24 protein-coding genes, 1 tRNA gene and 2 pseudogenes are annotated in these 24,690 nt (G+C 64.6%); 22 read left to right on the forward strand and 5 right to left on the reverse strand.

All coding sequences use genetic code 11. From position 1 onward, the window contains the following. Positions 1-47 precede the first annotated feature (47 nt). Positions 48-950: a sigma 54-interacting transcriptional regulator gene (locus tag KF707C_RS16610; RefSeq protein WP_003448061.1), complete on the reverse strand. Its 903-nt coding sequence runs from the start codon at positions 948-950 to the stop codon at positions 48-50. Positions 951-1,053: 103 nt separating this feature from the next. Then, on the reverse strand, positions 1,054-1,635 hold the full coding sequence (locus KF707C_RS16615) for an alpha/beta hydrolase (protein WP_003448060.1): 582 nt from the start codon (positions 1,633-1,635) through the stop codon (positions 1,054-1,056). A 454-nt stretch (positions 1,636-2,089) separates the two neighbouring features. Between KF707C_RS16615 and oscA the strand changes: the two genes are divergently transcribed. The 21 genes and pseudogenes from oscA (at position 2,090) to KF707C_RS16720 (ending at position 22,325) form a co-directional block, all read left to right on the forward strand. Further along, entirely contained in the window at positions 2,090-2,272 is a 183-nt protein-coding gene (gene oscA / locus KF707C_RS16620) for a sulfur starvation response protein OscA (protein ID WP_003448059.1), read from the forward strand. A 125-nt stretch (positions 2,273-2,397) separates the two neighbouring features. Continuing rightward, on the forward strand, positions 2,398-3,396 hold the full coding sequence (locus KF707C_RS16625) for a sulfate ABC transporter substrate-binding protein (RefSeq protein ID WP_096368041.1): 999 nt from the start codon (positions 2,398-2,400) through the stop codon (positions 3,394-3,396). A gap of 109 nt (positions 3,397-3,505) precedes the next feature. Then, positions 3,506-4,324 (forward strand): sulfate ABC transporter permease subunit CysT, encoded by an 819-nt coding sequence (gene cysT / locus KF707C_RS16630; RefSeq protein ID WP_096368042.1) that lies wholly within the window; start codon positions 3,506-3,508, stop codon positions 4,322-4,324. Between the two features lie 10 nt (positions 4,325-4,334). Further along, positions 4,335-5,207 carry a sulfate ABC transporter permease subunit CysW gene (gene cysW / locus KF707C_RS16635; RefSeq protein ID WP_088190620.1) on the forward strand — a complete coding sequence of 291 codons (873 nt, stop codon included), beginning with the start codon at positions 4,335-4,337 and terminating at the stop codon, positions 5,205-5,207. 3 nt (positions 5,208-5,210) lie between these two features. Next, the gene (locus KF707C_RS16640; RefSeq protein ID WP_088190621.1) at positions 5,211-6,200 is read left to right on the forward strand and encodes a sulfate/molybdate ABC transporter ATP-binding protein; all 990 of its coding nucleotides are present in this window, start codon (positions 5,211-5,213) and stop codon (positions 6,198-6,200) included. A gap of 323 nt (positions 6,201-6,523) precedes the next feature. Beyond that, positions 6,524-7,504: a taurine ABC transporter substrate-binding protein gene (gene tauA / locus KF707C_RS16645; RefSeq protein WP_003454548.1), complete on the forward strand. Its 981-nt coding sequence runs from the start codon at positions 6,524-6,526 to the stop codon at positions 7,502-7,504. Positions 7,505-7,587: 83 nt separating this feature from the next. After that, complete coding sequence (gene tauB / locus KF707C_RS16650; RefSeq protein WP_036993528.1) at positions 7,588-8,370, forward strand: taurine ABC transporter ATP-binding subunit; 783 nt, start codon at positions 7,588-7,590, stop codon at positions 8,368-8,370. Positions 8,371-8,383: 13 nt separating this feature from the next. Then, positions 8,384-9,202, forward strand: a pseudogene (tauC, locus tag KF707C_RS16655) (taurine ABC transporter permease TauC); the annotation flags it as partial. A gap of 34 nt (positions 9,203-9,236) precedes the next feature. Continuing rightward, complete coding sequence (gene tauD / locus KF707C_RS16660) at positions 9,237-10,070, forward strand: taurine dioxygenase (protein ID WP_003454556.1); 834 nt, start codon at positions 9,237-9,239, stop codon at positions 10,068-10,070. An 11-nt stretch (positions 10,071-10,081) separates the two neighbouring features. Next, positions 10,082-10,441, forward strand: coding sequence for a rhodanese-like domain-containing protein (locus KF707C_RS16665; RefSeq protein ID WP_003454562.1), 360 nt, complete (start codon positions 10,082-10,084; stop codon positions 10,439-10,441). A 215-nt stretch (positions 10,442-10,656) separates the two neighbouring features. Continuing rightward, on the forward strand, positions 10,657-11,925 hold the full coding sequence (locus KF707C_RS16670; protein ID WP_003454566.1) for an SfnB family sulfur acquisition oxidoreductase: 1,269 nt from the start codon (positions 10,657-10,659) through the stop codon (positions 11,923-11,925). A 3-nt stretch (positions 11,926-11,928) separates the two neighbouring features. After that, positions 11,929-13,128 (forward strand): SfnB family sulfur acquisition oxidoreductase, encoded by a 1,200-nt coding sequence (locus KF707C_RS16675; protein ID WP_003454567.1) that lies wholly within the window; start codon positions 11,929-11,931, stop codon positions 13,126-13,128. After that, complete coding sequence (locus KF707C_RS16680) at positions 13,128-14,510, forward strand: LLM class flavin-dependent oxidoreductase (protein WP_003454569.1); 1,383 nt, start codon at positions 13,128-13,130, stop codon at positions 14,508-14,510. The genes KF707C_RS16675 and KF707C_RS16680 overlap by 1 nt, the downstream gene beginning before the upstream one ends. After that, the gene (locus tag KF707C_RS16685) at positions 14,503-15,309 is read left to right on the forward strand and encodes a MetQ/NlpA family ABC transporter substrate-binding protein (RefSeq protein WP_003454570.1); all 807 of its coding nucleotides are present in this window, start codon (positions 14,503-14,505) and stop codon (positions 15,307-15,309) included. The genes KF707C_RS16680 and KF707C_RS16685 overlap by 8 nt, the downstream gene beginning before the upstream one ends. Before the next feature lie 58 nt (positions 15,310-15,367). Further along, positions 15,368-16,408 (forward strand): annotated as a pseudogene (locus tag KF707C_RS16690) (methionine ABC transporter ATP-binding protein); the annotation flags it as partial. Continuing rightward, the gene (locus tag KF707C_RS16695) at positions 16,392-17,045 is read left to right on the forward strand and encodes a methionine ABC transporter permease (protein WP_004422008.1); all 654 of its coding nucleotides are present in this window, start codon (positions 16,392-16,394) and stop codon (positions 17,043-17,045) included. The pseudogene KF707C_RS16690 and the gene KF707C_RS16695, both read left to right, overlap by 17 nt. A gap of 36 nt (positions 17,046-17,081) precedes the next feature. Further along, positions 17,082-17,903 (forward strand): transporter substrate-binding domain-containing protein, encoded by an 822-nt coding sequence (locus KF707C_RS16700; protein ID WP_004422010.1) that lies wholly within the window; start codon positions 17,082-17,084, stop codon positions 17,901-17,903. After that, positions 17,900-18,742 carry an amino acid ABC transporter permease gene (locus KF707C_RS16705; RefSeq protein WP_036993530.1) on the forward strand — a complete coding sequence of 281 codons (843 nt, stop codon included), beginning with the start codon at positions 17,900-17,902 and terminating at the stop codon, positions 18,740-18,742. Before KF707C_RS16700 ends, KF707C_RS16705 begins: the two co-directional genes overlap by 4 nt. Before the next feature lie 65 nt (positions 18,743-18,807). After that, positions 18,808-20,187 carry an LLM class flavin-dependent oxidoreductase gene (locus KF707C_RS16710; RefSeq protein ID WP_004422014.1) on the forward strand — a complete coding sequence of 460 codons (1,380 nt, stop codon included), beginning with the start codon at positions 18,808-18,810 and terminating at the stop codon, positions 20,185-20,187. Next, the gene (locus KF707C_RS16715; RefSeq protein WP_131679692.1) at positions 20,188-20,868 is read left to right on the forward strand and encodes a DEAD/DEAH box helicase family protein; all 681 of its coding nucleotides are present in this window, start codon (positions 20,188-20,190) and stop codon (positions 20,866-20,868) included. It begins immediately after the preceding gene. A 434-nt stretch (positions 20,869-21,302) separates the two neighbouring features. Next, complete coding sequence (locus KF707C_RS16720) at positions 21,303-22,325, forward strand: phage integrase (RefSeq protein WP_004422018.1); 1,023 nt, start codon at positions 21,303-21,305, stop codon at positions 22,323-22,325. Here the strand turns inward: KF707C_RS16720 and KF707C_RS29125 are convergent. The 3 genes from KF707C_RS29125 to KF707C_RS16730 all read right to left on the reverse strand — a co-directional run bounded on the left by KF707C_RS29125 (position 22,261) and on the right by KF707C_RS16730 (position 23,634). Then, positions 22,261-22,638, reverse strand: a complete 378-nt coding sequence (locus KF707C_RS29125) for a hypothetical protein (protein WP_131679693.1) — start codon at positions 22,636-22,638, stop codon at positions 22,261-22,263. The genes KF707C_RS16720 and KF707C_RS29125 overlap by 65 nt on opposite strands. After that, positions 22,639-23,061 carry a type II toxin-antitoxin system YafO family toxin gene (locus tag KF707C_RS29130; RefSeq protein WP_108703079.1) on the reverse strand — a complete coding sequence of 141 codons (423 nt, stop codon included), beginning with the start codon at positions 23,059-23,061 and terminating at the stop codon, positions 22,639-22,641. A 483-nt stretch (positions 23,062-23,544) separates the two neighbouring features. Beyond that, positions 23,545-23,634: transfer RNA gene (locus KF707C_RS16730), tRNA-Ser, on the reverse strand. A gap of 291 nt (positions 23,635-23,925) precedes the next feature. Here KF707C_RS16730 and KF707C_RS16735 point away from each other — a divergent pair. After that, positions 23,926-24,615, forward strand: coding sequence for a crotonase/enoyl-CoA hydratase family protein (locus KF707C_RS16735; RefSeq protein WP_004422020.1), 690 nt, complete (start codon positions 23,926-23,928; stop codon positions 24,613-24,615). The last annotated feature ends 75 nt before the right edge of the window (positions 24,616-24,690 follow it).

The raw sequence follows: 24,690 nt of genomic DNA on the forward strand, positions 1-24,690 counted from the left end.
AGGAAACCAATGCACACCTGAATCCGTGCGCCCTTCGCAGCCTGGGCTCAGAGCAGGCGTTGACGCAACTGCACGCGCTCGGCCTCCGTGAGTCGCGCCAGCAATTGCTCGATCTGCCGCAAGGGCACGTTATCCGGAAGATTGAGATGCTGCGGCAGAATTTCCTCGCCGCTGCTCACCAGAAGGGCGAAGTGAACGACGTTCTCCAGTTCGCGGGTATTGCCATGCCAGGGGTACTGCTCCAATACCACTTGGGCCTCCGCACCGATGAGTGGAATGGCCAGACCGAGGCGCTGAGCATGGATGCCGAGAAAGTATTCGGCCAGCGGCAAGATGTCACCCGGCCTTTCCCGTAGCGCCGGCAGCGGTAGACGGCCTTCATCGAGGTAGCGGAACAGCCGCTCGTTAAACTTGCCGGCCGCCACCGCCTGAGCCAAGTCGATGCTGGTGGCAGCCACCAGACGCACGTCCACGGGTGCAGCATGGGCACTACCGACCCGAAGCACCTCGCGGGTCTCCAGGGCCGTCAGAAGCTTCTCCTGCAGGGAAAGCGGCAGGTCGCCGATTTCGTCGAGATAGAGGGTGCCGCCATTGGCCGAGCCGAACCATCCTGCCCGGCTGCTGGCACCACCGACATAAGCACCGGCGACATGGCCGAACAACTCCGCCTCGCCCCAGCGTGTACTGATGGCACTGCAACTGACCGCGACGAACAGGCCGCCGCGCTCGCTTTCACGATGAATGTGCCGGGCCAGCAGTTCCTTCCCAGTGCCGGTTTCCCCCTGGATCAGCACAGCCAGCCCGCTGGCGGCCAGGTGGTTGGCCTGCTCGCGCAACTGGCGCGAATGCGGATCGACGAATACCAGTGCCTTGGCACGTATGCTCAGCGGGCTCTTCTCGCTCTCGGCGAAGGTCAGCAGCGCATGCTGCGAGTGTTCGGGGTGGCTCATGAAACAATCTCTGATCATTGCGAGCCACGCACTGTGCCGGCTCAGGTGGAATTGGGGTGACCGCGGCGCTGTAGCCCTCGCATTCGTCGTACACGGCAACGGCTCATGCCTGCAGGCGCTCCAATTGCTCGATCTGCCGTTGCAGCCGAAAGAGGTAGGCGAAGCCCTGCTCCCAGCGCTGGTGGCCGGATTTCACGTTGATATGCCCGGCGCCCGGCAGAATGGCGGCCTGACTGCCCCAGTCGCGAGCCAGTTGAAGAGCACGTGACGCGCTGGCCGCGTGGTCGTTGTCCGACCCCACCAGCACGCTGGGAAAGGGCAGCAACTCGCGTGAGATAGGCGCGAAGCCTCGTAATGCCTCAGGGCAGTTGGCCCGCTCAACGTCCGCCGGGGCCACCAGCAGCGCGCCACGTACCTTGTGCAGCGAGGCCAAAGGCGCCTGCGCAGTCCAGCGCGTCACAGTGATGCAGCCGAGGCTGTGGGCCACCAGAATCAGCGGACCTCGGGCGACGGCCACCTCCCGCTCCAGGGCGGCGATCCAGCCGTGCGGATCAGGGTTGTTCCAATCCTCCTGCTCGACCCGGCTGGAATTCGGCAGACTGCGCTGCCAGTGGCTTTGCCAGTGGTCGTCTGGCGAACCCTGCCACCCTGGTAGGAACAGGTAGTGAGTGTTCTGACTGGCCATGAGCAGGGCTTCCTCGAATGCGTTTCAGGGCCAGTCTAGGCAGGGCAGAAAAACATGTTAAGGAATAAGAAATTATTTACTTATTCCACAAGTCGCTAATCGCCAACAGTATTGCAATCGTTGCCACCTGCCTCACTGGGAAGATGACTCGTCGTGCAGCAGGGCCAGGATCAGTTTTTCCCGGCCTCTGTCAGCTTGATCCACGGTCATCCCGGACCCTCTGTCGATCGTCATGGCTACAAGGCTAAGCGCCCGTCGCCAGCCTGCCAGACAAGACCTTGGCACCTATCAGGGAGTAGCGCCAACTCACCCCCCGCGTGGCACAGAAATTTCCGGGCACCCATATATGAAATTAGAGAATATGCAAAGCATTAAACATTCTTTTTAAGTCTAAAAGCTCTGCCCCTACCATCCGCTCCACGCCCGCACCGGGCCCCATCCCAAGGAGCAGATCATGAGCGTCACGCTGAGAAGCCTCGAAGGTCAGGACGAAGCCAGCATCCTGCGTGAAATCCAGGCCGCCCTGCACAACCTGCGCTTTGGCGCGGTGGAGATCACCGTGCACAACGGCCAGGTGGTGCAGATCGAGCGCAAGGAAAAATTCCGCCTGCAACCCCAGACCAACAAACCTGCCTGATTCCAGGGCCACCCGACCGGACCTCCGGAGGGCGTATCACTACGTTTTTCTGGCCGCGAGCACACACCTGCAGCGCCCACCCCAATAAAAAAGCCAAGCCCATACGCCCTCTCAGGAGCAGTTCCATGTCCATCCGCCGTTTCGCCCTGGCCAGCCTGGCCGCCGCCCTGTTCTCCGGCCAGGCCCTCGCGGCCACCGAGATCCTCAACGTGTCCTACGACCCGACCCGCGAGCTCTACCAGGAATACAACGCCGCCTTCGCCAAGCATTGGAAGGCCCAGGGCGGCGACGATGTGAAGGTCCAGCAATCCCACGGCGGCTCAGGCAAGCAGGCCCGTGCCGTGATCGACGGCCTGAAGGCCGACGTGGTGACCCTGGCGCTGGCCGGCGATATCGACGAACTGCACAAGCTGGGCAAGCTGATTCCCGAGGACTGGCAGAGCCGCCTGCCACAGTCCAGCACCCCTTACACCTCGACCATCGTGTTCCTGGTGCGCAAGGGCAACCCGGAAGGCATCAAGGATTGGGATGACCTGATCAAGCCGGGCGTGGAAGTGATCACCCCCAACCCGAAGACCTCCGGCGGCGCGCGCTGGAACTTCCTCGCCGCCTGGGCCTACGCCCAGCAGAAGTACGGCAGCGAGGCCAAGGCGCAGGAGTTCGTCGAGAAGCTGTACAAGAACGTCCCGGTGCTGGACACCGGAGCCCGTGGCTCGACCATCACCTTCGTCAACAACCAGATCGGCGACGTGCTGCTGGCCTGGGAGAACGAAGCCTTCCTGGCCCTCAAGGAGCAGGGTGGCGAGAACTTCGAGATCGTCGCCCCCAGCCTGTCGATCCTCGCCGAGCCGCCGGTATCCGTGGTGGACAGGAACGTCGACAAGAAGGGTACCCGCAAGGTGGCCGAGGCCTACCTGCAGTACCTGTACAGCGAGGAAGGCCAGCGCATCGCGGCGAAGAACTTCTACCGCCCGCGCAACGAGAAAGTCGCCGCGGAGTTCGCCAGCCAGTTCCCGCAGCTGAAGCTGGTGACCATCGACAAGGACTTCGGCGGCTGGAAGAGCGCCCAACCCAAGTTCTTCAACGATGGCGGCATCTTCGACAAGATCTACCAAGCTCACTAAGCCTGTGCAGCCCGCGCAGGACGCGCGGAACGATAAAGGCCCGGCCACTGCCGGGCTTTCGGCTGAAATACCCGGACATCCTCCGGGCCCCTGACACTGCGAGGACCTTATGTCACGCCGCATTTCCCCCGTCATACCCGGCTTCGGGCTGACGCTGGGCTACACCCTGGTGTACCTCAGCCTGTTGGTGCTGATTCCCCTGGGTGCCATGTTCGTGCACGCCGCCCAGCTCAGCTGGGCCGAATTCTGGGCCATCATCAGCGCACCCCGGGTGCTGGCCGCCCTCAAGCTCAGCTTCGGCACCGCGCTCGCCGCCGCCGTGCTCAACGGTGTGATCGGCACCCTGCTGGCCTGGGTACTGGTGCGCTACAGCTTCCCCGGGCGCAAGATCATCGACGCAATGATCGACCTGCCCTTCGCCCTGCCCACTGCAGTCGCCGGCATCGCCCTCACCGCGCTCTATGCGCCGGCCGGTCTGGTTGGCCAGTTCGCCACCGGGCTCGGCTTCAAGATCGCCTATACCCCGCTGGGCATCACCCTGGCGCTGACCTTCGTCACCCTGCCCTTCGTGGTGCGCACCCTGCAACCGGTGCTGGCGGATATCCCGCGCGAGGTCGAGGAAGCCGCCGCCTGCCTGGGCGCGAAGCCCCTGCAGGTGTTCCGCCACGTGCTGCTGCCGGCCCTGCTGCCCGCCTGGCTGACCGGCTTCGCCCTGGCCTTCGCCCGGGGCGTGGGCGAGTACGGCTCGGTGATCTTCATCGCCGGCAACATGCCGATGAAGACCGAGATCCTGCCGCTGCTGATCATGGTCAAGCTGGACCAGTACGACTACACCGGCGCCACCGCCATCGGCGTGCTGATGCTGGTGGTGTCCTTCCTCCTGCTGCTGCTGATCAACCTGCTGCAGCGCCGCATCGAACGCCCGTAAGGAGGCCGCCATGAGTAGCACCGTTCTGTCCTCCTCCACCCTGGCCAATGACCGGCGCCGGGGCAGCCCACTCGGCCGCCATGCGCTGATCGTCGGCGCTTGGCTGGTCTTCACCCTGTTCCTCCTGCTACCGCTGTTCGTGGTGCTCAGCGAGGCCCTCAAGCTCGGCTTTGGCACCTTCTTCGCCGCGCTGCTGGAGCCGGATGCGATTGCCGCCCTGAAGCTGACCCTGCTCGCCGTCGGCATCGCCGTGCCGCTCAACCTGGTGTTCGGCGTGGCCGCCGCCTGGTGCGTGAGCAAGTACGAGTTCCGCGGCAAGAGCCTGCTGGTGACCCTGATCGACCTGCCGTTCTCGGTGTCGCCGGTGATCGCCGGCCTGATCTACGTGCTGCTGTTCGGCGCCCAGGGCTTCTTCGGCGAGTGGCTGCAGGAGCGCGATATACAGATCATCTTCGCCCTGCCCGGCATCGTCCTGGCCACCATCTTCGTCACCGTCCCCTTCGTCGCCCGCGAGCTGATCCCGCTGATGCAGGAACAGGGCACCCAGGAGGAGGAAGCCGCACGCCTGCTCGGTGCCAGCGGCTGGCAGATGTTCCGGCACGTGACCCTGCCCAACATCAAATGGGGCCTGATCTACGGCGTGGTGCTCTGCGCCGCGCGGGCCATGGGCGAGTTCGGTGCCGTCTCCGTCGTCTCGGGGCATATCCGCGGCTATACCAACACCCTGCCGCTGCACGTCGAGATTCTCTACAACGAATACAACCACGTCGCCGCCTTCAGCGTCGCCAGCCTGCTGCTGGCCCTGGCACTGATCATCCTGCTGCTCAAGCAGTGGAGCGAATCCCGTCTGTCCCGCCTACGTCACAGCGACGCGGAGGAATAAGCCATGTCCATCGAAATCCGTAATGTCAGCAAGACCTTCGGCGCCTTCCGCGCGCTCAACGACATCAACCTGGATATCCACAGCGGCGAGCTCGTGGCCCTCCTCGGCCCGTCCGGGTGCGGCAAGACCAGCCTGCTGCGCATCATCGCCGGCCTGGAAACGCCGGATGCCGGCAGCATCCAGTTCCATGGCGAGGACGTGTCCAACCACGACGTGCGCGACCGCAACGTCGGCTTCGTGTTCCAGCACTACGCCCTGTTCCGCCACATGACCGTGTTCGACAACGTCGCCTTCGGCCTGCGCATGAAGCCCAAGGGCGAGCGACCGAGCGAGCGCGAGATCGCCGAGCGCGTGCACGAGCTGCTCGGCATGGTGCAGTTGGACTGGCTGGCCGACCGCTACCCCGAGCAGTTGTCCGGCGGCCAGCGTCAGCGCATCGCCCTGGCTCGTGCCCTCGCCGTGAGGCCCAAGGTGCTGCTGCTGGACGAACCGTTCGGCGCGCTGGACGCCAAGGTGCGCAAGGAGCTGCGCCGCTGGCTGGCACGCCTGCATGAGGAGATCAACCTGACCTCGGTGTTCGTCACCCACGACCAGGAAGAAGCCATGGAAGTGGCCGACCGCATCGTGGTCATGAACAAGGGCTCGATCGAGCAGATCGGTTCGCCGGCCGAGGTCTACGAGAAGCCCGCCAGCGACTTCGTCTACCACTTCCTCGGTGACTCCAACCGCCTGCACCTGGGCGATGACCGGCACCTGCTGTTCCGCCCCCACGAGGTGTCGCTGTCGCGCCTGGCGGTGGACGAGCATCGCGCGGCGCAGGTGCGTGACATCCGCCCGCTGGGGGCGATCACCCGGGTAACACTCAAGGTCGAGGGCCAGGACGAGCTGATCGAGGCCGAGGTGGTCAAGGACCACGACAGCCTGGTGGGCCTGGTCCGGGGCGAGACGCTGTTCTTCAAGCCCAAGGCCTGGCAGCAACAGCCGTCCTTCTGAGCACGTCGAGTGCGGCAGGGCTGCGCGGGAAGGGTTCCCGGCAAATTCCTGTAAAGCTTCAAACCGTGCGTGCAGCTCTCACTGCAAGCACGGCCAGGCTGGCACGGCTGGGCGAAAGCCTGCATCAGCGATGCGTATGCTCACTGGCCCGCGCAGAGATGCGGCCCTTTCAAAAAGCAATAAAAATAGTCTAAAAAATTATTTATCGATTCTATTAAGTTCTAATAGATTCATCTCACCGGACCACCGGACACCAAGACGATCACAACTGTCCTGTGGCTCGGCCTGCTCCTTTTGCGGCCCTGCCCGCCCGAGGAGCTTCCATGAGCTACATCCCTTATGCCCGCCGCCTGCTGGCTGTACTGACCCTCTCCAGCCTGACCCTGGCCGCCCAGGCAGCCGATTTCACCGTCGCCTACCAGACCACCGTTGACCCGGCCAAGGTGGCCCAGGCCGATGGCGCCTACGAAAAAGCCAGCAAGTCGGAGATCGACTGGCGCAAATTCGACGGCGGTGCCGAAGTGATTACCGCCGTGGCTTCCGGTGACGTACAGATCGGCTACGTGGGGTCCAGCCCGCTGGCCGCCGCAGCCACCCGCCAGCTGCCGATACAGACCTTCCTGATCGCCACCCAGATCGGCGCAGCCGAAGCCCTGGTCGCCCGGAACGGCAGCAACATCGGCAAGCCGGAAGACCTGATCGGCAAGAAGGTCGCAGTGCCCTTCGTTTCCACCGGCCATTACAGCCTGCTGGCCGCGCTGAAGCACTGGAACATCGATCCGACCAAGGTGCAGATCCTCAACCTGGCGCCGCCGGCGATCATCTCCGCCTGGAAGCGCGGCGATATCGACGCCACCTACGTGTGGGACCCGGCTCTGGGCGTAGCCAAGGAGAACGGCAAGGTGCTGATCACCTCCGGCGAGCTGAGCGAGCTGGGCGCACCGACCTTTGATGCCTGGATCGTGCGCAAGGACTTTGCCGAGAAGCACCCGGAAATCGTCCGCGCCTTCGCCAAGGTGACCCTCGACGCCTACGCCGACTACCGCAAGGACCCGAAAGCCTGGCTGGCCAACCAGGACAACATCGCCAAGCTGGTGAAACTCTCCGGTGCCAAGGCCGAGGACATTCCGCTGCTGCTGCAGGGCAACGTCTTCCCCCTGGCCGCCGACCAGGCCACCGCCCTTGGTGCGCCGACCACCCAGGCCATTACCGACACCGCCAGGTTCCTCAAGGAGCAGGGCAAGGTCGACGCCGTGCTGCCGGACTACACCCCCTACGTCAGCAACCAGTACGTCACCAACTGAGCATCAGGCCCTCCCCCTCACGGGGCGAGGTTCGGCGACGGCAAGGATGCCGCCGCCGGATGCACCCAACTGAAGAGAACGACATGGCCCTACTCGAACTGGAGCGCATCAGCGCACAGTACCCCGGCGCGGCCGAGCCGGTACTGCACGACGTCTCCCTAACGCTGGGTCCCGGCCAACTGCTGGTGGCCCTTGGTCCCTCCGGCAGTGGCAAGACCAGCCTGCTGAACCTGATCGCCGGCTTCACCAACCCCAGCAGCGGTCGCATCAGTCTCGATGGCAAGCCCGTCATCGGCGCCTCCGCCGAACGTGGCGTGGTATTCCAGGACGATGCCCTGCTGCCCTGGCAGAACGTGCTGGCCAACGTCGCCTTCGGCCTGCAACTGGCCGGCGTACCGCGTGCACCACGGGAGGCCAGGGCCCGCGAACTACTCGCCCTGGTCGATCTGGCCGGTTTCGAGCAACGCCACATCTGGGAGCTTTCCGGTGGGCAGAAACAGCGCGTCGGCCTGGCCCGCGCGCTGGCCGCCGAACCGCGCCTGCTGCTGATGGACGAGCCTTTCGGCGCGCTGGACGCCTTCACCCGCGAGCAGATGCAGGAACTGCTGTTGCAGGTCTGGCGCCGCACCGCCAAGCCGGTGCTGCTGATCACCCACGACATAGAGGAAGCCGTTTTTCTCGCCACCGACCTGGTGCTGCTGGAGCCCAACCCCGGGCGCATCGCCGAGCGCCTGCAGCTCGACTTCGGGCGCCGCTACGCCGCCGGCGAGAGCGCGCGGGCAATCAAGTCCGACCCTGCCTTTATCGAAACCCGCGAGCGGGTGCTGGCCCAGGTCTTCGCCCAGCGCCAAAGACCCAGAGCATGACAAGGAAAATCGAATGAGCAGCTACGAGTATGTCGACTCCAGAAGCGATGCCGAGCAGCAGGCCAAGCGCGTGCCGCGTCGCGAGCCCAACCTGCTGGCCCTTGGTCTGCTCAGCATCGGCACGCTGCTCTGTACCTGGTGGGCGGTGACCGCCGCCGGGCTGATCGAGCCCCTGTTCCTGCCCAGCCCGCAGGCCGTGCTGGCGCGTGGATGGAAGCTGCTGGCCGACGGTTACCTGGACGCCAGCCTGTGGCAGCACCTGGGCGCAAGCCTCGGGCGCATCGGCCTGGCGCTGCTGATTGCCGTGCTGACCGCCATTCCGCTTGGCATCGCCATCGGGCGCAGCCACCGGGTACGCGGTCTGGTGGATCCGCTGATCGAGTTCTACCGGCCGATACCGCCGCTTGCGTACTTGCCGCTGATCGTCATCTGGTGCGGCATTGGCGAACTGTCCAAGGTCCTGCTGATCTACCTGGCAATCTTCGCCCCCATCGTCATCGCCACAGCCACCGGCGTGCGCAGCGCAGACCCGGCCAAGCTGCGCGCCGCCCAGGCCCTCGGCGCCACTCCGGCGCAACTGGTGCGGCACGTGATCCTGCCCAGCGCCCTGCCGGACATCCTCACCGGGATCCGCATCGGCCTCGGTGTCGGCTGGTCGACGCTGGTAGCTGCCGAGCTGATCGCCGCCCAGCGCGGCCTCGGCTTCATGGTGCAGGCGGCAGCGCAATTCCTGGTCACCGACGTGGTCATCCTCGGCATCCTCCTGATCGCGGTGATCGCCTTCGCCCTGGAACTGGGCCTGCGCGCCCTGCAACGCAAACTGGTGCCCTGGCATGGCCAGGCCCACTGATTCGGAAGAAATAGTCATGAGCCTCCACGTCACTCCGCTGAGCACGGCCCTGGGCGCCATCGTCGGCGGCATCGACCTGCGCCAGCCGCTGGCCGACGCCGACCAGCGGGCCATCGAACGCGCCCTCCTCGACCATCAGGTGCTGTTCTTTCGCGCCCAGCCAATCGAGCCGTCCCAACAGGCGGCTTTTGCTGCTCGCTTCGGCGAGCTGCATATCCATCCGATCTACCCGAACATTCCCGAGCAGCCGGAAGTGCTGGTGCTCGATACGGCCGTCACTGACGTACGTGACAACGCCATCTGGCACACCGACGTGACCTTCCTCGAAACGCCGGCCCTCGGCGCTGTGCTGGCCTCCAAGCAGCTGCCGGCGTATGGCGGCGATACCCTGTGGGCAAGTAGCAGCGCGGCTTTCGAGGCGCTCTCAAAGCCGCTGCAGCGCTTGCTCGACGGCCTCACCGCCAGCCACGACTTCACCCGTTCGTTTCCGCTGGAACGCTTCGGCAACACCCCCGAGGCGCTGGAGCGCTACCACGAGGTGCAGCGCCAGCACCCGCCGGTAAGCCACCCGGTGGTGCGCACGCATCCCGTTACCGGACGCAGGGGACTGTTCGTCAACGAGGGCTTCACCACGCGAATCAACGAGCTGGAGCCGGCCGAAAGCGACGCCCTGCTGCGCTTCCTCTTCGCCCACAGCACCCGCCCGGAATTCACCATCCGCTGGCGTTGGCAGGAGAACGACCTGGCCTTCTGGGACAACCGCATCACCCAGCACTATGCCGTGGACGACTACCGCCCGGCGCGGCGGGTCATGCACCGCGCAACCATTCTCGGTGACCGCCCACACTAAGGAATACGTCAATGGCCCATCACGATGAAGACTTCCTGCGCCGCGCCACCGAGGCCAAGACACGCATCCGGCAGCTAGTGCCCGAGGAGGCACGCCAGCGCATCACACAGGGCGGCCTGCTGCTGGATGTGCGCAGTGGCGAGGAGTATGCCGAGGGCCATATCGAGGGCGCCTACAACCTTCCTGCCGAAGAGCTGGCCAAGCAGATCGCCCGGCTGCAGCCGGACAAACAGGCGCCGATCCTCTGCTACTGCCGTGGCGGCAACCGCGGCGCCCTGGCCGCCGACGAACTACAGCGCCTTGGCTACGCCAACGTCGCCTCGATCGAGGGTGGTCTGACGGCCTTCCTGAACGCTTCCGAGAGCGAATGAGCCGCTGCCGAACCCTCATGTTCTGCCCAGCCGAAAGCCGTTCCCTCAAACAACTTCCAGGCACATGCATATTCCATAATCGTATTTAAATAATAGATTTAAAACCGATACGGTATAAACGACCGGACCACCGGAGCACCGCACTTTCTTCACGCCGCTCCGTTGCGCCCTCATCCCGGTGCCCGTTGCTGGCGCATCCACAAGATGAGGTTTGCATGATCAGTCCGATTACCCTTGAGGACAGTTACACCGCTCGCGAAGCTCTGGGTTCATCCGACCAGGACATCGCCCCCGCCCTGCTCCCCGCCGCCGTTCTCAGCAGCGACGCCGAAGCCCTGCAAGCAGCCCACGAACTGGCCCGCATCGCCAACGCCGAAGCCATAGTGCGTGACCGCGAGCGCCGCCTCCCCTGGGATCTGGTGGAGCGCTTCACCATCAGTGGCCTCGGCAGCATCGCTGTCCCGCGCGAATTTGGCGGCCCGCAGCTACCCCACGTCACCATCGCCGAAGTGTTCCGCATCATCTCCGCCGCCGACCCGGCTCTGGGACAGATCCCACAGAACCAGTTCGGTCTCATCGGCCTGCTGCGCGCCTTCGCCAGCCCCGAGCAGCAACGCCGCCTGTTCGCCAGCGTGCTGGCCGGCTGGCGCATCGGCAACGGCGGCCCCGAGCGCGGCAGCAAGCACACCCAGGACATCCAGGCGCGCCTGGTGCAGCGCGACGGCCGTCGGCTCTTCAGCGGCGAGAAGTTCTATTCCACCGGTGCCCTGTTCGCCCATTGGATCGCCGCCAAGGCTCTGGACGAAGACGGACGCCCCTGGCTGGCCTTCATCCAGCGCGGCCGCCCCGGCCTGCGCGTCGTCAACGACTGGTCCGGTTTCGGCCAGCGCACCACCGCCAGTGGCACCGTGATGCTCAACGAGGTGGAGGTGGATGCCGATAACCTGATCCCGCTCTGGCCGCTGGCCGAGCAACCGAGCATCCAGGGCGCCTTCTCCCAGCTGATCCAGGCCGCCATTGACCTGGGCATCGCCGATGCCGCTCTGCGTGACGCCATCGCCTTCGTACGCGACAAGGCGCGGCCGTGGATCGACGCCAAGGTCGATCGGGCAGGCGACGATCCCTATGTGATAGCCGATGTCGGCCGCCTGCAGATCGAGCTGCATGCCGCCGAGGCGCTGCTGCACAAGGCAGGCCGCGTGCTGGATGAAGTCGCCGCCGCCCCCATCGACGCCGATGGCGCCGCCCGCGCCTCCATTGCCGTGGCCGAGGCCAAGGCGCTGACCACCGAGATATCGCTGGCCGCCAGCGAAAAGCTGCTGGAGGTGTCCGGCAGCCGCGCGACGCTGGCCGAGTTCGGCCTCGACCGCCACTGGCGCAACGCCCGCACCCACACCCTGCACGACCCGGTGCGCTGGAAGTACCACGCCATCGGTGCCTGGCACCTCAATGGCAGCCGCCCCAACCGCCATTCCTGGATCTGAGCCATGAACGCACTCCTCAACACCGGCGCGCCGCTGCTACGCGACGCCGCCGAGGCGCTGGCCGTGGCCGAAGGCCTGGCCGACTCCTTCGCCCGTGAGGCCGCTGAGCGCGACCGCGAGCGCCGCCTGCCGCACGCCGAACTCGAAAACTTCTCCCGCTCCGGCCTGTGGGGCATCACCGTGCCCAAGGCCTTCGGCGGCCCTGGTCTTGCCAGCGTCACCCTGACCAAAGTGATCGCCCGCATCGCCCAGGCCGACGGCTCGCTCGGGCAGATTCCGCAGAACCACTTCTACGCACTGGAAGTGCTGCGGGTGAACGGCAGCGAGGCGCAGCAGCGTCGCCTGTACGCCGAGGTCCTGGCCGGCAAACGCTTCGGCAACGCCCTGGCCGAGCTGGGCACCAGGACCGCGCTGGACCGCAACACCCGCCTGACCCGCACCGACGACGGCTACCGCATCGACGGGCGCAAGTTCTACTGCACCGGCGCGCTGTTCGCCCAGCGCATCCCCACTCTGGCCGTGGACGAGCATGGCGTCGGCTTCCTCGCCTTCGTCCCGCGCGAGGCCAAAGGCCTGCAGCTGATCGACGACTGGAGCGGCTTCGGACAGCGCACCACCGGCAGCGGCAGTGTGCTGTTCGACAGCGTGCCGGTGGCAGCCGACGACGTGGTGCCGTTCCAGAGCGCGTTCGACCGGCCGACCACCGTCGGCCCCTTCGCCCAGTTGCTGCATGCGGCCATCGACACCGGCATCGCCCGAGGCGCCTACGAGGACCTGCTGCAGTTCGTGAGGAACAAGTCACGTCCGTGGATCGACTCCGGCGTCGACAAGGCCAGCGATGACCCGCTGACCCAGCAGGAGATCGGGAAATTGCGCGTGCGCCTGGCCGCCACCGAAGCACTACTGGAACGCGCCGGCGAGTTCGTCGACCGCGCCCAGTTGGCACCGGACGAACACAGCGTGGCCGCTGCCTCCATCGCAGTCGCCGAGGCTCGCGCGATCAGCACCGAGACCTCGCTGCTGCTCGGCAGCAAGCTGCTGGAGCTGTCCGGCAGCCGCGCGACGCTGGCCGAGTTCGGCCTCGACCGCCACTGGCGCAACGCCCGCACCCACACCCTGCACGACCCGGTGCGCTGGAAGTACCACGCCATCGGCGACTACTACCTGAACGACCGCCTGCCACCGCGCCGGGGAACCATCTGATGGCCAAGCAACTGCTGCTCAATGCCTTCAACATGAACTGCGTCGGCCATATCAACCACGGCCTGTGGACCCACCCGCGCGACCGCTCGGTGGACTTCAACCGCCTGGACTACTGGACCGACCTCGCCCGCCTGCTGGAACGCGGGCTGTTCGACGGGCTGTTCCTGGCCGACATCCTCGGCGTCTACGACGTCTACCAGGGCGGCGTCGAGCTGACCCTGCGCGAGAGCATCCAGCTGCCGGTCAACGACCCGCTGCTGCTGGTCTCGGCCATGGCCGGCGTCACCTCGCACCTGGGCTTCGGCGTCACCGCCAACCTGAGCTACGAGGCGCCCTTCACCTTCGCCCGGCGCATGAGCACGCTGGACCACCTCACCGGTGGGCGGGTCGGCTGGAACATCGTCACCGGCTACCTGGAGAGTGCCGCCCGCGCCATGGGCCACGGCGAACAGGAGACGCACGACCGCCGCTACGACCAGGCCGACGAATACCTGGAGGTGCTCTACAAGCTCTGGGAAGGCAGCTGGGAAGACGATGCGGTGTTGGCTGACCGTGGCCGGCGTATCTATGCCCGGCCGGACAAGGTCCATCCGATCCGCCACCACGGCGAGTTCTACCGGGTGGAGGGGTATCACCTCAGCCAGCCCTCGCCGCAGCGCACGCCACTGCTGTTCCAGGCCGGTTCCTCGGCGCGCGGCCTGAAGTTCGCCGGCAACCACGCGGAGTGCGTGTTCATCGGCGGGCAGAACAAGGAAGCGGTGCGCGCCCAGGTCGACAAGGTGCGCGCCGCGGCCGTGGCCGCCGGACGCCCGGCGGACGCGATCAAGGTATTCATGGGCATCAACGCGATAGTCGCGCCGACCGAAGCCGAGGCCCTCGACAAGCTCGCCGAGTATCGGCGTCACGCCAGCCCAGAGGCCGGTATCGCGCACTTCTCCGCCTCCACCGGTATCGACCTGGCCGCCTTTGGCCTGGACGAGCCCATCGTCGAGCGCAAGACCAACGCTATCGAGTCGGTGGTGAAGGGCTTCAGCGGGTGGACCAAGCGCCGCCTGCTGGAGCAGCACGCCCTAGGCGGCCGCTATCCGCAGGCGGTCGGCTCGCCCAGCCAGGTGGCCGATCAGTTGCTGGCCTGGATCGACGAGACCGGCCTGGATGGCTTCAACCTCACCCGCACCGTCACCCCGGAGAGCTACATCGACTTCATCGACCTGGTGATCCCCGAGCTGCAGCAGCGCGGCCGCTACAAGACCGCCTACGCCGATGGCGCCCTGCGCCACAAGCTGTTCGGCCAGGGCCCGCGACTGGCCGCACCCCACCCGGCCGCCCACTGGCGGCAAGCGAATCTACAGACTGAAGAAAAGGAATCCCGCCATGCGTAAATCTCTCAGAAGCTTCACCCTGCGCGCCGCCGCTTTCGGCCTGCTGCTGGCCGGCGGTCTGGCCCAGGCGGACGAGCCACTCAAGCTGGGTACCACCGCCGCCTTCGCCCCGCCTCTGGAAGTGGCGGTAGCCGAAGCCAAGGCCCAGGGGCTGGACGTGGAGCTGGTGGAGTTCACCGACTGGATCGCGCCCAATGTCAGCCTGGCCAACGGCGACATCGACGTTAACTACTTCCAGCACATTCCCTTCCTGGAGAACGCCAAGAAGGAAGGCGGCTACGACCTGGTGCCGGTGGCGCGCGGGGTGCTCAACAACGTCGGCCTGTACTCGAAGAAGCACAAGGACTTCTCCACCCTGCCGGACGGCGCCAAGGTGGCCATCGCCAACGACCCGATCAATGGTGGACGCGGCCTGCAACTGCTGCGCAAGGCCGGGCTCATCGAGCTCAAGCCGGATGTCGGCTACAAGGCCACCCTCGACGACATCACCGCCAACCCGAAGAACATCCGCATCATCGAACTGGAAGCCGTGCAACTGGTACGCGCCCTGGATGAAGTGGACCTGGCCCAGGGCTACCCGCACTACATCCGCCTGGCCGGCACCCACGACCCGGAGTCGGCGCTGCTGTTCGACGGCCTGGACAACCCCGAGTACATCATCCAGTTCGTCGCTCAGCCGGCGAAGGCCAAGGACGCCCGCCTGCTCAAGTTCATCGACATCTACCAGCATTCGCCGGCTGTGCGCGCCGCCCTGGACAAGGCCCACGGCAAGCTATACCAGCCAGGCTGGGAAAGCTGACATGAGCGGCTTCGACCCACATCTGCAACAGGCCGCACAGGCCAGCCAGGCCGTCGAGGCGCACCTGCGCTTCGACAACCTGGGCAAGGTCTACGACGGCGCCAGCGGCCCAGTGCAGGCATTGCGCGATATCGACCTGGCGATCCAGCGTGGCGAAGTGTTCGGCATCATTGGGCGCAGCGGCGCGGGCAAGTCCTCGCTGCTGCGCACCATCAACCGTCTGGAGCAGCCCAGCAGCGGCCGTGTGCTGATCGACGGCATCGACATCGCCCGCTACGACGAGGATCAGCTGGTTGCGCTGCGCCGGCGTATCGGCATGATCTTCCAGCACTTCAACCTGATGTCGGCCAAGACCGTGTGGCAGAACGTCGAGCTGCCGCTGAAGGTCGCTGGCGTGCCGCGCGAAGCACGCCAGCGCAAGGTGCGCGAACTGCTCGAACTGGTCGGCCTGCAGGACAAGCACGGGGCCTACCCGGCGCAGCTTTCCGGCGGGCAGAAACAGCGCGTGGGCATCGCCCGCGCCCTGGTACACGATCCGCAGATATTGCTGTGCGACGAGGCCACCAGCGCGCTGGACCCGGAAACCACCCAGTCGATACTCGGCCTGCTGCGCGAGATCAACCAGCGCCTGGGTCTCACCGTGGTCCTGATCACCCACGAGATGGCGGTGATCCGCGAGATCTGCGACCGCGTGGTGGTGCTGGAGCGGGGTGAGGTGGTCGAGCAAGGCCCGGTGTGGCGGGTATTCGGCGCCCCGCGCCATGAGGTGACGCGTACCCTGCTCGCGCCGCTGCAGCATGCCCTGCCGGCGCGCCTGCAAGAACGTCTGCGCAGCGAACGCGAAAGCGCCGCTGACGACCTGATAGTGCGCCTGCACTTCACCGGCAGCGGCCTGGAGCCTGACCTGCCCGCCATCGGTGCGGCCCTGGGTGGACAGGTGACGCTGCTCGACGCCAGCCTCGAGCAGATCCAGGACCATGGGGTGGGCCATCTGATCCTCGCCGTCGGCCACTCGCCGCTCCCCCACCACACCCTGCTCGACAACGCACGATCGCTGGCCGATCACCTGGAGGTACTGGGCTATGTCGCTGCTGCTTGAACGTCTGTGGCAGGGCCTGCTCGATACCCTGCTTATGGTCGGCGTATCGTCGCTGCTCGCACTGCTGGCCGGCATTCCGCTGGCAGTGTTCCTGGTCACCAGCAGCAAAGGCGGCATCTTCGAGGCGCCACGGCTGAACGAGGTACTCGGCGCCATCGTCAACCTGTTCCGCTCGATCCCGTTCTTGATCCTGATGGTTGCGCTCATTCCCTTCACCCGCCTGGTTGTCGGCACCACCTATGGCGTCTGGGCTGCGGTGGTGCCACTGACCATCGCGGCCACGCCGTTCTTCGCTCGCATTGCCGAAGTCAGTCTGCGTGAAGTCGACCACGGCCTGATCGAAGCCGCCCAGGCCATGGGCTGCCGGCGCTGGCACATCGTCTGGCACGTGCTGCTGCCCGAGGCCCTGCCGGGCATCGTCGGCGGCTTCACCATCACACTGGTGACCATGATCAATTCCTCGGCCATGGCCGGTGCCATCGGCGCGGGCGGGCTCGGCGACCTGGCCTACCGCTACGGTTACCAGCGCTTCGACAGCCAGGTGATGCTCACGGTGATCGTCGCCCTGGTGGTGCTGGTCAGCCTGATCCAGTTCAGCGGCGACCGCCTGGCCAAACGCCTCAACCACCGCACCTGATTCCTCACCCCACTCGAAACACGCATCGGAGATGCAATGAAAAAACCTAGTCTGCTCACCCTGGGCCTTGCCTTGATCACCACCTGCTCCAGCGCCCTTGCCGGCCCCATTCTCGACCGCGTGCAGCAGCGCGGCGAAGTGGTGGGCGTATTGATGGAAAACTACCCGCCCTTCTCCTTTCTCAATGAGCAGAATCAGCTGGACGGCTTCGACGTGGACATCGCCAAGGCCGTAGCCGACCGCCTGGGCGTCAAGCTGCGCCTGGAAACGCCGTCCTGGGACGTGATAGCCGCCGGCCGCTGGGGCGGTCGCTATGACCTGTGCATCTGCTCCATGACGCCGAGCCAGGCGCGTGCCGAGGTCTTCAACTTCCCGCTCAACTACTACGCCTCGCCTGCCGTCATCGTGGTCAATGCAGCGGACGAACGTATCCAAAGCGGCAAGGATCTGGACGGCAGGAAAGTGGGCGTGATCACCGCCTCCACCTACGAGAGCTACCTGCGCAAGGACCTGGTGATCGAAGGTGCCGAAGATCGGAAGATCGACTACCCCTTCGACCAGGTGCAGATCGCGCCCTACGACAACGAGACCGTCGCCTTCCAGGATCTCGCCCTCGGCGCTGGCGTTCGCCTGGACGCCATGGTCACCAACCTGGTGACCGCCAGGGAACGCATCGCCGCCGACCCGCGCTTCAAGGTGACCGGCGAGGTGCTGTATGGCGAACCCAATGCCGTGGCCACCGAGAAGGGTGATCCGGAGTGGGACGCCAAGTTGGTCGAGATATTCGCAGCACTCAAGCAGGACGGCACCCTGGCGAAGATCTCGCAGAAATGGATCGGCACCGATATCAGCCAATGACCGCCTTCCCTCAACCACCCCGCCTGCCGCGCCTCGCGGCGGGCATGCTGTCAGCGCTGCCACGCCTCTTCGGTTTTCGCGTACGCCTGTACCTGACCTGGGCCGCGTTACTGGCGCTGTGCGTCGCATTCTTCCTGACCTTCGACCTGAAGTTCTCGGTGATCGCGGACAAGTGGCCAAACCTGGTGGGCATCGACCTGGGGCCGAACGGTTTCCTCCAGGGCGCCGCACTGACCCTGTTTCTCAGCGTCTGCTCGATCATCGTATCGGTACTGCTGGGCTTTATCGCCGCGCTGGCGCGCCTGTCCTCCAGCGCCGTGGCCTTTGGTATCGCGACCTTCTACGCCTCGTTCTTTCGTGGCACACCGCTGCTGATCCAGATCCTGCTGATCTACCTGGGGCTGCCGCAGATAGGGCTGGTGCCTGGAGCGATCACGGCCGGCATCCTGGCTCTGTCGCTGAACTACGGCGCCTACCTGAGCGAGATCTTCCGCGCCGGCATCCTGGGTGTCGCCCACGGCCAGCGCGAGGCCGCGCTGGCACTGGGCATGCGGCGCGGCGTGATCTTCTGGCGCATCGTCCTGCCGCAGGCCATGCGCACCATCCTGCCGCCCACCACCAACCAGTTCATCTCCATGCTCAAGGACTCCTCGCTGGTATCGGTGATGGGCGTCTGGGAAATCATGTTCCTGGCCCAGTCCTATGGGCGCTCGTCGTACCGCTACATCGAGCTGCTGACCGCCGCCGCGGTCATCTACTGGCTGCTGTCGATCGGCCTGGAACTGATCCAGGCACGGCTGGAGCGGCACTACGGCAAGGGTTTCCAGGAGCGGCGCTAGCCTTCAGACCTGGCCTTGCGCCTTCGGTGCCGGCCAGCCCCCCAATTGATCAATAGAGAAAGTCCATGTCCGATCCAACTCCCCTGCTCTTTGGCCTCTACGAACAAGCCAGCGTCGGCTGCGGCGGCGCGCCCAGCCTGTGGACGCATCCGGCCGACGAGCGCCTGGGCATCAACACCCTGAAATTCTGGTCGAACCAGGCGCGCATCGCCGAGCAGGCCAACCTCGACCTGTTCTTCTTCGCCGAAGTGCTGGGTTTCTACGACGTGCATGGCGGCAACCATGATGCCGCCCTGAAATGGGCCGTCGAGGCGCCGGCCAATGACCCGCTGCTGCACATCCCGGCACTGGCGGCGCTGACCGATCACCTCGCCTTCGGTGCGACGGTCAGCACCACCTACGAACACCCGTTCAGCCACGCACGTCGCTTCAGCACGCTGGATCACCTGACCGGCGGTCGTATCGGCTGGAACATTGTCACCTCCTACCTGACCAGCGCTGCGCGTAACTTTGGCCTGGATCGGATGATTCGCCACGATGACCGTTACGAACGCGCCGAAGAGTTCATGGACGTGGTCTACAAGCTCTGGGAAGGCAGCTGGGCCAATGATGCCGTGGTGGCTGACAAGGCAAGGCAGCTTTACGCCCGTGGCGAGCGGGTTCGACCGATCAACCACGAAGGCGCCCACTACCGGGTGGCCGGGCCGCACCTGGCCGCACCCTCGCCGCAACGCAGCCCGCTGCTGATCCAGGCGGGCTGGTCGGGGCGGGGACGGCAGTTCGCCGCCAAGCACGCCGAGCTGATCTTCACCGCCAAGTCCGACCCGCTGGAGATCCGCGCCGGGCTCGACGACATCGCCCGCCAGGCCGTGGCCAACGGCCGTGCCGCCGATGACGTGAAATCCCTCACCGTACTGCGGGTCGTCACCGCGCCCACGGCCATCGAGGCGCAGCAGAAATACGATCAGTTGCAGAGCAACTATCACCTGCAGGCTCAACTGGTCAGCTATGCCGGCGATACCGGCATCGACATCGACCGCTACGCCGACAACGAGCCACTGACCACCCACACCGAAGGCATGACCTCCTACGTCATGCGCCCCGGCGGCAGCGGCAAGCCGCTGACCGCAGGCGAGGTGCGCCAACGCTTCGCCAGGGTCACCCGCGGTACCGATCTGATTCTGGTCGGCACACCGGCCCAGGTCGCGGAGAAGATCGAAGAGCACGCGCGGATCTCCGGCACCACCGGCTACATGCTCAACCCACTGATCAGCCCCGGCACGCTCACCGATTTCGCCGAGCTGATCGTGCCGGAGCTGCAAAAGCGTGGGCTGTACCGCACGGCTGCGCAAAGCGGCACCTTGCGTTCACGACTGCGTCGTGACGGCGCCGACCATTTGCCGGGCAATGCCTATGGCGCTCGTTTCAGGTTCGTCCAGGACTGAGTGCACAGTAGAAGTCGAAGCGACAGAACTGACCGATCGATCTGCTGCCGCATTAAACCTGCGCCTCTGGTCGATTCTGTCGAGAAAACCGGCGTCGTTTCAGCTTTTCCTGAGCCGCATCCATCAGCGCTTGAGCTCGCACCAAGGCTGCGGGTTCTGCACGGCGAGTATTACTTCAATTTCAAGCTGCCGATTGGTGTCAGTCTGACCTCGCACGGCGGACTGACCGAGTTGGCCGACGACCTGAAAGGGGGCCTTGCCCTGCAGGCAATGGAAGAGCTGATCACGCACTGGCGGGAGCGCCTGCCCGCCGATCCGAAGGAGCTGTTCGCGGCGCTGCTGGAACTGTCCCTGGAAGACTTGGCCGCACTGTTTGCCGTGTGCGCCGGTACGGGCGTCGATGTGGTGAGCGACAAGGGCACCAAGGGCGACAGCGCCGCTGATGTGCTGGCCAGCACGCTGAGCCTCGACATGCGGAACTGGTGGAAGCCAACCGCAGAAAGATACTTCGCGCAGGTACCGAAGGGTCTTTCCCTGGAGGCCATGCAGGTCGTCGCCCCGGCCGAAGTGGCTCGCCTGTCCGCCCTGAAGAAAGGCGACCTCGCCAGCGAGGCGGGTCGCTTGGTCGAAGGGACGAGCTGGCTGCCGGCGATCCTCACCAGCCACGAAACTCAGGCATAGGAGGCACCATGGCCCAGCGCGCAGCGCCACTGATGTGGAGCTACTCGCTCCAGTGGTGCTTGCCGCGCAGGCCATGCCCATGCCCCCGCGAGCTGCTGGCGAGACACACCCGCCCAGGTGCTCCGATTCCTCCCACGATTCTCGATGCATGGAAACGGTACCAGCCGCAGGGCGACCGCGTGAGCCTCGACTCCCGGCAATCGGAAACCGTTCGGCACGGGAGTGCCTGACGCAAGGGCGAGGCCCGGCAGCGGCGGCTGGTGAAGCGAGTCGAGAAGGCGGCGCCGCTGTTTTCCGATGAGCTGATTGCCAGGGATCTGCGGGAACGCAGCAGCTACTACAACGGCCACAAGTAACGACCAGGGGGACGTTCCCCCTGGACCCCCATCCCTCTACACCAAGGGGTTCATCCCCTTGTCATCCCCATTTTCGCCGTGTTCGGCGGCCGCGACTCGACAGGCAGAGACAGTCCAGAGCCTATCAAGGGGAAGCGCTTTCGCCGACGCTTCAAGACCAAGGCGGAAGCCGTCCGTTTCGAGTCTCTGGTTCGGCAGCGACTCGTCCAGGACGCCGAATGGAACCCCAAACCCAAGGACAAGCGCCGGCTCACCGAGTTGGTTGATAAATGGTTCGACCTGCACGGCCACACGCTGTCGGATGGGGTACGTCGCAAGGAAATACTGCTGGTCCTTGCCAAAGCGCTACGAGATCCAGTCGGCCGGGAACTGACCGGCAACCAGGTCAATGAACTACGCCGGGCGCAGATGGCAAAAGGCGTAGCCGGGAAGACGCTTAATAACCGCCTGGGCTACTTGAAAGCGGTATTCAACGAGCTGTACCAGCTAGGCGAGATCGAGTACCGAAATCCCTTGGAACGAGTCCGGCCAGTCAAGCTCCAGGAGCGCGCCCTGTCATTCCTGAGCCTGGAGGACATCAACGTATTGCTGACCGCCCTGGACGCGCGAGACAGCTCCCCTCACCCGCCGATGATTGCCCGGGTCTGCCTTGCAACTGGAGCACGCTGGGGCGAGGTGGAAGGTCTTGATCCGGCCCTGGTACGCAATGGCACCGTCACCTTTGCCAACACCAAGTCAAAACGCACGCGGACCGTTCCTATCAGCGCCGAGCTGGAGGAAGCACTGAAGGCCCATCTGGCCCATCACGGGCGCTTTACGCATTGCATGGAGACATTCCGACGTGTGCTGCGCGCAACGGAGATCAAGGTGCCCCAGGGCCAGGCCAGCCACATCCTGAGGCACACCTTTGCATCTCACTTCATCATGAACGGCGGGAACATCCTGACGCTGCAGAAGATCCTCGGGCATACGTCGCTGGCCATGACGATGCGTTATGCGCATTTGTCGCCAGATCACTTACTAGATGCCCTGCAATTCAACCCGCTGGCTTCCACATGCTCCGGCAGTAACCTATCAGCAGGAGTAACGGCAAAGTCATAATCACGACCAGAAGCCCTACGCTGATGAAGTGCCAGAGCAACATCGCAAAACCAGCAAGCCCTGAAACCAAACCAAGTTTTACCAGCAGAGGAAGGCTGGCGAGCGTCCTGGTCCGGTAGTTGAAGGCGAGCCACCACATGGTCGCCAATCCAATCCCCGCCAAGATCACTGCGGCGGAGAAGAAACCGTAACCAACCAGACCCTTGTGAATAATGCGCATGACAACTACGGCGCCTACTACATAAAGCAAGGTGGGAGGGAGTAGGCAAACCAGCGCCACGCCAGCATCAAACAGGAATGATCCCTTTCGCATTCAATTGATTCCTTTCGTACAAAGCCCAATCAGCTGGTCATTCTTTTCCAGGACGAGCTGTCTTTGAAAGAGGGTCACTCCGCGCATTGGGAACGAATCGTTCTCTCGGAACCACTCTTCCGCCAGGTCGGCCAGATGACCAACCAGGGATGCCTTGTTGAGCAGTGTGTGAGCATCGTCATGCAGATAGGCGAGAAGGCAGTAGTTGCCTCGATCGTCCTTCACATAGACAAGCATTCGGTCAGAGGAACGCCGAAACGGTTCTTTCTGCTTCCAGCCTTTAAAGAAACGCGGATTCTGACCAGGACGGGATGATGTGGATGTGCTTGAGCGCCGCTGCGCGCGCACTGGAGGGCCAATCCAGAGGTGCGTCACGGCCGAAATGATTGTGACCGCCCCGCTGAATGTAGACAGCGAATGCATCGACGAGGGAGTCCAGGAAGGAGCGAAGTCGCTGGTCTGATCTTGCCCAGGCAGCTTCAAAGACGGGGGAGCGATCTATCCTTGGCCTCGTCATCCTTGACCAGGAGCCTTATCGCGAGGTCAGTAGCTCAACGAAGACATCTGACAATTCACGCGACTCGCTATCAGAGAGGTGCGCGATCGGCGAAGGCTGAGGTTTCACTGTCTTCTTCTTCGCGATGACGCGCACGAAACGGCCAGTCCGCTTGTCACGAGAGACCAAGCCCCTTCCACCGTTATGATTTTCTGCGCGGCCAGCCATGACAGCTTCCCTCTCCTGCGAACGCAGCCTGAGCTGCAATGAGCTCACTATACACGACGTGACGGCGGGGACCCCGGAAGCAGCGAGAAGCACTTTCGACACTTTTTCGACACCCGATTTTCCGCAGACAAAGAAAAAGCCCCTGATCTCGTTAGAAATCAGGGGCTTATCTATTCGGAAAGTGGCGGTGAGGGAGGGATTCGAACCCTCGATACGGTTTCCCGTATACACACTTTCCAGGCGTGCTCCTTCAACCGCTCGGACACCTCACCGGAACCTCTTCGACGCTGTGCTCGTCGAGGTGCGCGTACTTTAGGGGAGAGCTTTCCGGTATGCAAGCACTTTTTTCATAATTTTCATGCGGTTACGGGAGCGATAGCCTACAGACCATTTTCCACTTCACTGTCAAGGGGTCTGAACTGGCGCAAGTGTACTTTTCGCCGCTGTGGCCTTTCTATATAGAGTCACCTCCACGGATTGGCTGACCGGGCGGTCAGTCTCAGTGCTTTACCTCCACGATAGCGCTCGCTAACGTCAGCCCACTTCTCAACAAGGAACCTGCCATGAGTGAGCTGATCTCCTACCAACTCGAAGACGGCATCGCGACCCTGACCCTCTGCAACGGCAAGGTGAACGCCATCTCCCCGGACGTGATCGCCGCCTTCAATGCCGCGCTGGACCGCGCCGAGCAGGATCGCGCCATCGTCATCATCACCGGTCAGCCAGGCATCCTCTCCGGTGGCTATGACCTGAAGGTGATGACGTCCGGCCCGCAGAACGCCATCGCGCTGGTCGCGGCGGGTTCGACCCTGGCGCGTCGGATGCTGGCCCATCCCTACCCCATCATCGTCGCCTGCCCGGGTCATGCAGTGGCCAAGGGGGCCTTCATCCTGCTGTCGGCGGACTACCGCATTGGTGTGGAAGGCCCGTTCAGCATTGGCCTCAACGAAGTGCAGATCGGCATGACCATGCACCACGTCGGCATCGAGCTGGCCCGCGATCGTCTGCGTCGCTCAGCCTTCCACCGCTCGGTGATCAATGGCGAGATGTTCGATCCGCAGGCTGCGCTGGATGCCGGATTCCTGGACAAGGTCGTGCCGCAGGAGCAGTTGCTGGAAGCCGCCCGAGGCGCCGCGACGCAGTTGAAGAAGATCAACATGACCGCCCACCGCAACACCAAGCTGAAGGTCCGCAAGGCGCTCCTGGAAACCCTGGACGCCGCCATCGAACTGGACAAGCAACACCTGGCCTGACCAGAGCGTCACCAGAAAGCCCCGCCTCGCGGGGCTTTCTTCTGTCCGCCGCCATCCCGGCGGGCGGTGCCCCCA

The organism is Pseudomonas furukawaii (genome assembly GCF_002355475.1).
Taxonomy (GTDB): domain Bacteria; phylum Pseudomonadota; class Gammaproteobacteria; order Pseudomonadales; family Pseudomonadaceae; genus Metapseudomonas; species Metapseudomonas furukawaii.

Bases quoted from the DNA above. Each gene is read 5' to 3' on its own strand.
- tauB (WP_036993528.1), top strand. From the start codon at position 7,588: ATGGCCCTACTCGAACTGGAGCGCATCAGCGCACAGTACCCCGGCGCG.
- tauD (WP_003454556.1), top strand. From the start codon at position 9,237: ATGAGCCTCCACGTCACTCCGCTGAGCACGGCCCTGGGCGCCATCGTC.
- KF707C_RS16680 (WP_003454569.1), top strand. From the start codon at position 13,128: ATGGCCAAGCAACTGCTGCTCAATGCCTTCAACATGAACTGCGTCGGC.
- KF707C_RS16665 (WP_003454562.1), top strand. From the start codon at position 10,082: ATGGCCCATCACGATGAAGACTTCCTGCGCCGCGCCACCGAGGCCAAG.
- KF707C_RS16640 (WP_088190621.1), top strand. From the start codon at position 5,211: ATGTCCATCGAAATCCGTAATGTCAGCAAGACCTTCGGCGCCTTCCGC.
- KF707C_RS16735 (WP_004422020.1), top strand. From the start codon at position 23,926: ATGAGTGAGCTGATCTCCTACCAACTCGAAGACGGCATCGCGACCCTG.
- KF707C_RS16675 (WP_003454567.1), top strand. From the start codon at position 11,929: ATGAACGCACTCCTCAACACCGGCGCGCCGCTGCTACGCGACGCCGCC.
- tauA (WP_003454548.1), top strand. From the start codon at position 6,524: ATGAGCTACATCCCTTATGCCCGCCGCCTGCTGGCTGTACTGACCCTC.
- oscA (WP_003448059.1), top strand. From the start codon at position 2,090: ATGAGCGTCACGCTGAGAAGCCTCGAAGGTCAGGACGAAGCCAGCATC.
- KF707C_RS16615 (WP_003448060.1), bottom strand. From the start codon at position 1,635: ATGGCCAGTCAGAACACTCACTACCTGTTCCTACCAGGGTGGCAGGGT.
- KF707C_RS16685 (WP_003454570.1), top strand. From the start codon at position 14,503: ATGCGTAAATCTCTCAGAAGCTTCACCCTGCGCGCCGCCGCTTTCGGC.
- KF707C_RS29130 (WP_108703079.1), bottom strand. From the start codon at position 23,061: ATGCATTCGCTGTCTACATTCAGCGGGGCGGTCACAATCATTTCGGCC.
- KF707C_RS16610 (WP_003448061.1), bottom strand. From the start codon at position 950: ATGAGCCACCCCGAACACTCGCAGCATGCGCTGCTGACCTTCGCCGAG.
- KF707C_RS29125 (WP_131679693.1), bottom strand. From the start codon at position 22,638: ATGCGAAAGGGATCATTCCTGTTTGATGCTGGCGTGGCGCTGGTTTGC.
- KF707C_RS16700 (WP_004422010.1), top strand. From the start codon at position 17,082: ATGAAAAAACCTAGTCTGCTCACCCTGGGCCTTGCCTTGATCACCACC.
- cysT (WP_096368042.1), top strand. From the start codon at position 3,506: ATGTCACGCCGCATTTCCCCCGTCATACCCGGCTTCGGGCTGACGCTG.
- KF707C_RS16710 (WP_004422014.1), top strand. From the start codon at position 18,808: ATGTCCGATCCAACTCCCCTGCTCTTTGGCCTCTACGAACAAGCCAGC.
- KF707C_RS16625 (WP_096368041.1), top strand. From the start codon at position 2,398: ATGTCCATCCGCCGTTTCGCCCTGGCCAGCCTGGCCGCCGCCCTGTTC.
- KF707C_RS16705 (WP_036993530.1), top strand. From the start codon at position 17,900: ATGACCGCCTTCCCTCAACCACCCCGCCTGCCGCGCCTCGCGGCGGGC.
- cysW (WP_088190620.1), top strand. From the start codon at position 4,335: ATGAGTAGCACCGTTCTGTCCTCCTCCACCCTGGCCAATGACCGGCGC.
- KF707C_RS16695 (WP_004422008.1), top strand. From the start codon at position 16,392: ATGTCGCTGCTGCTTGAACGTCTGTGGCAGGGCCTGCTCGATACCCTG.
- KF707C_RS16670 (WP_003454566.1), top strand. From the start codon at position 10,657: ATGATCAGTCCGATTACCCTTGAGGACAGTTACACCGCTCGCGAAGCT.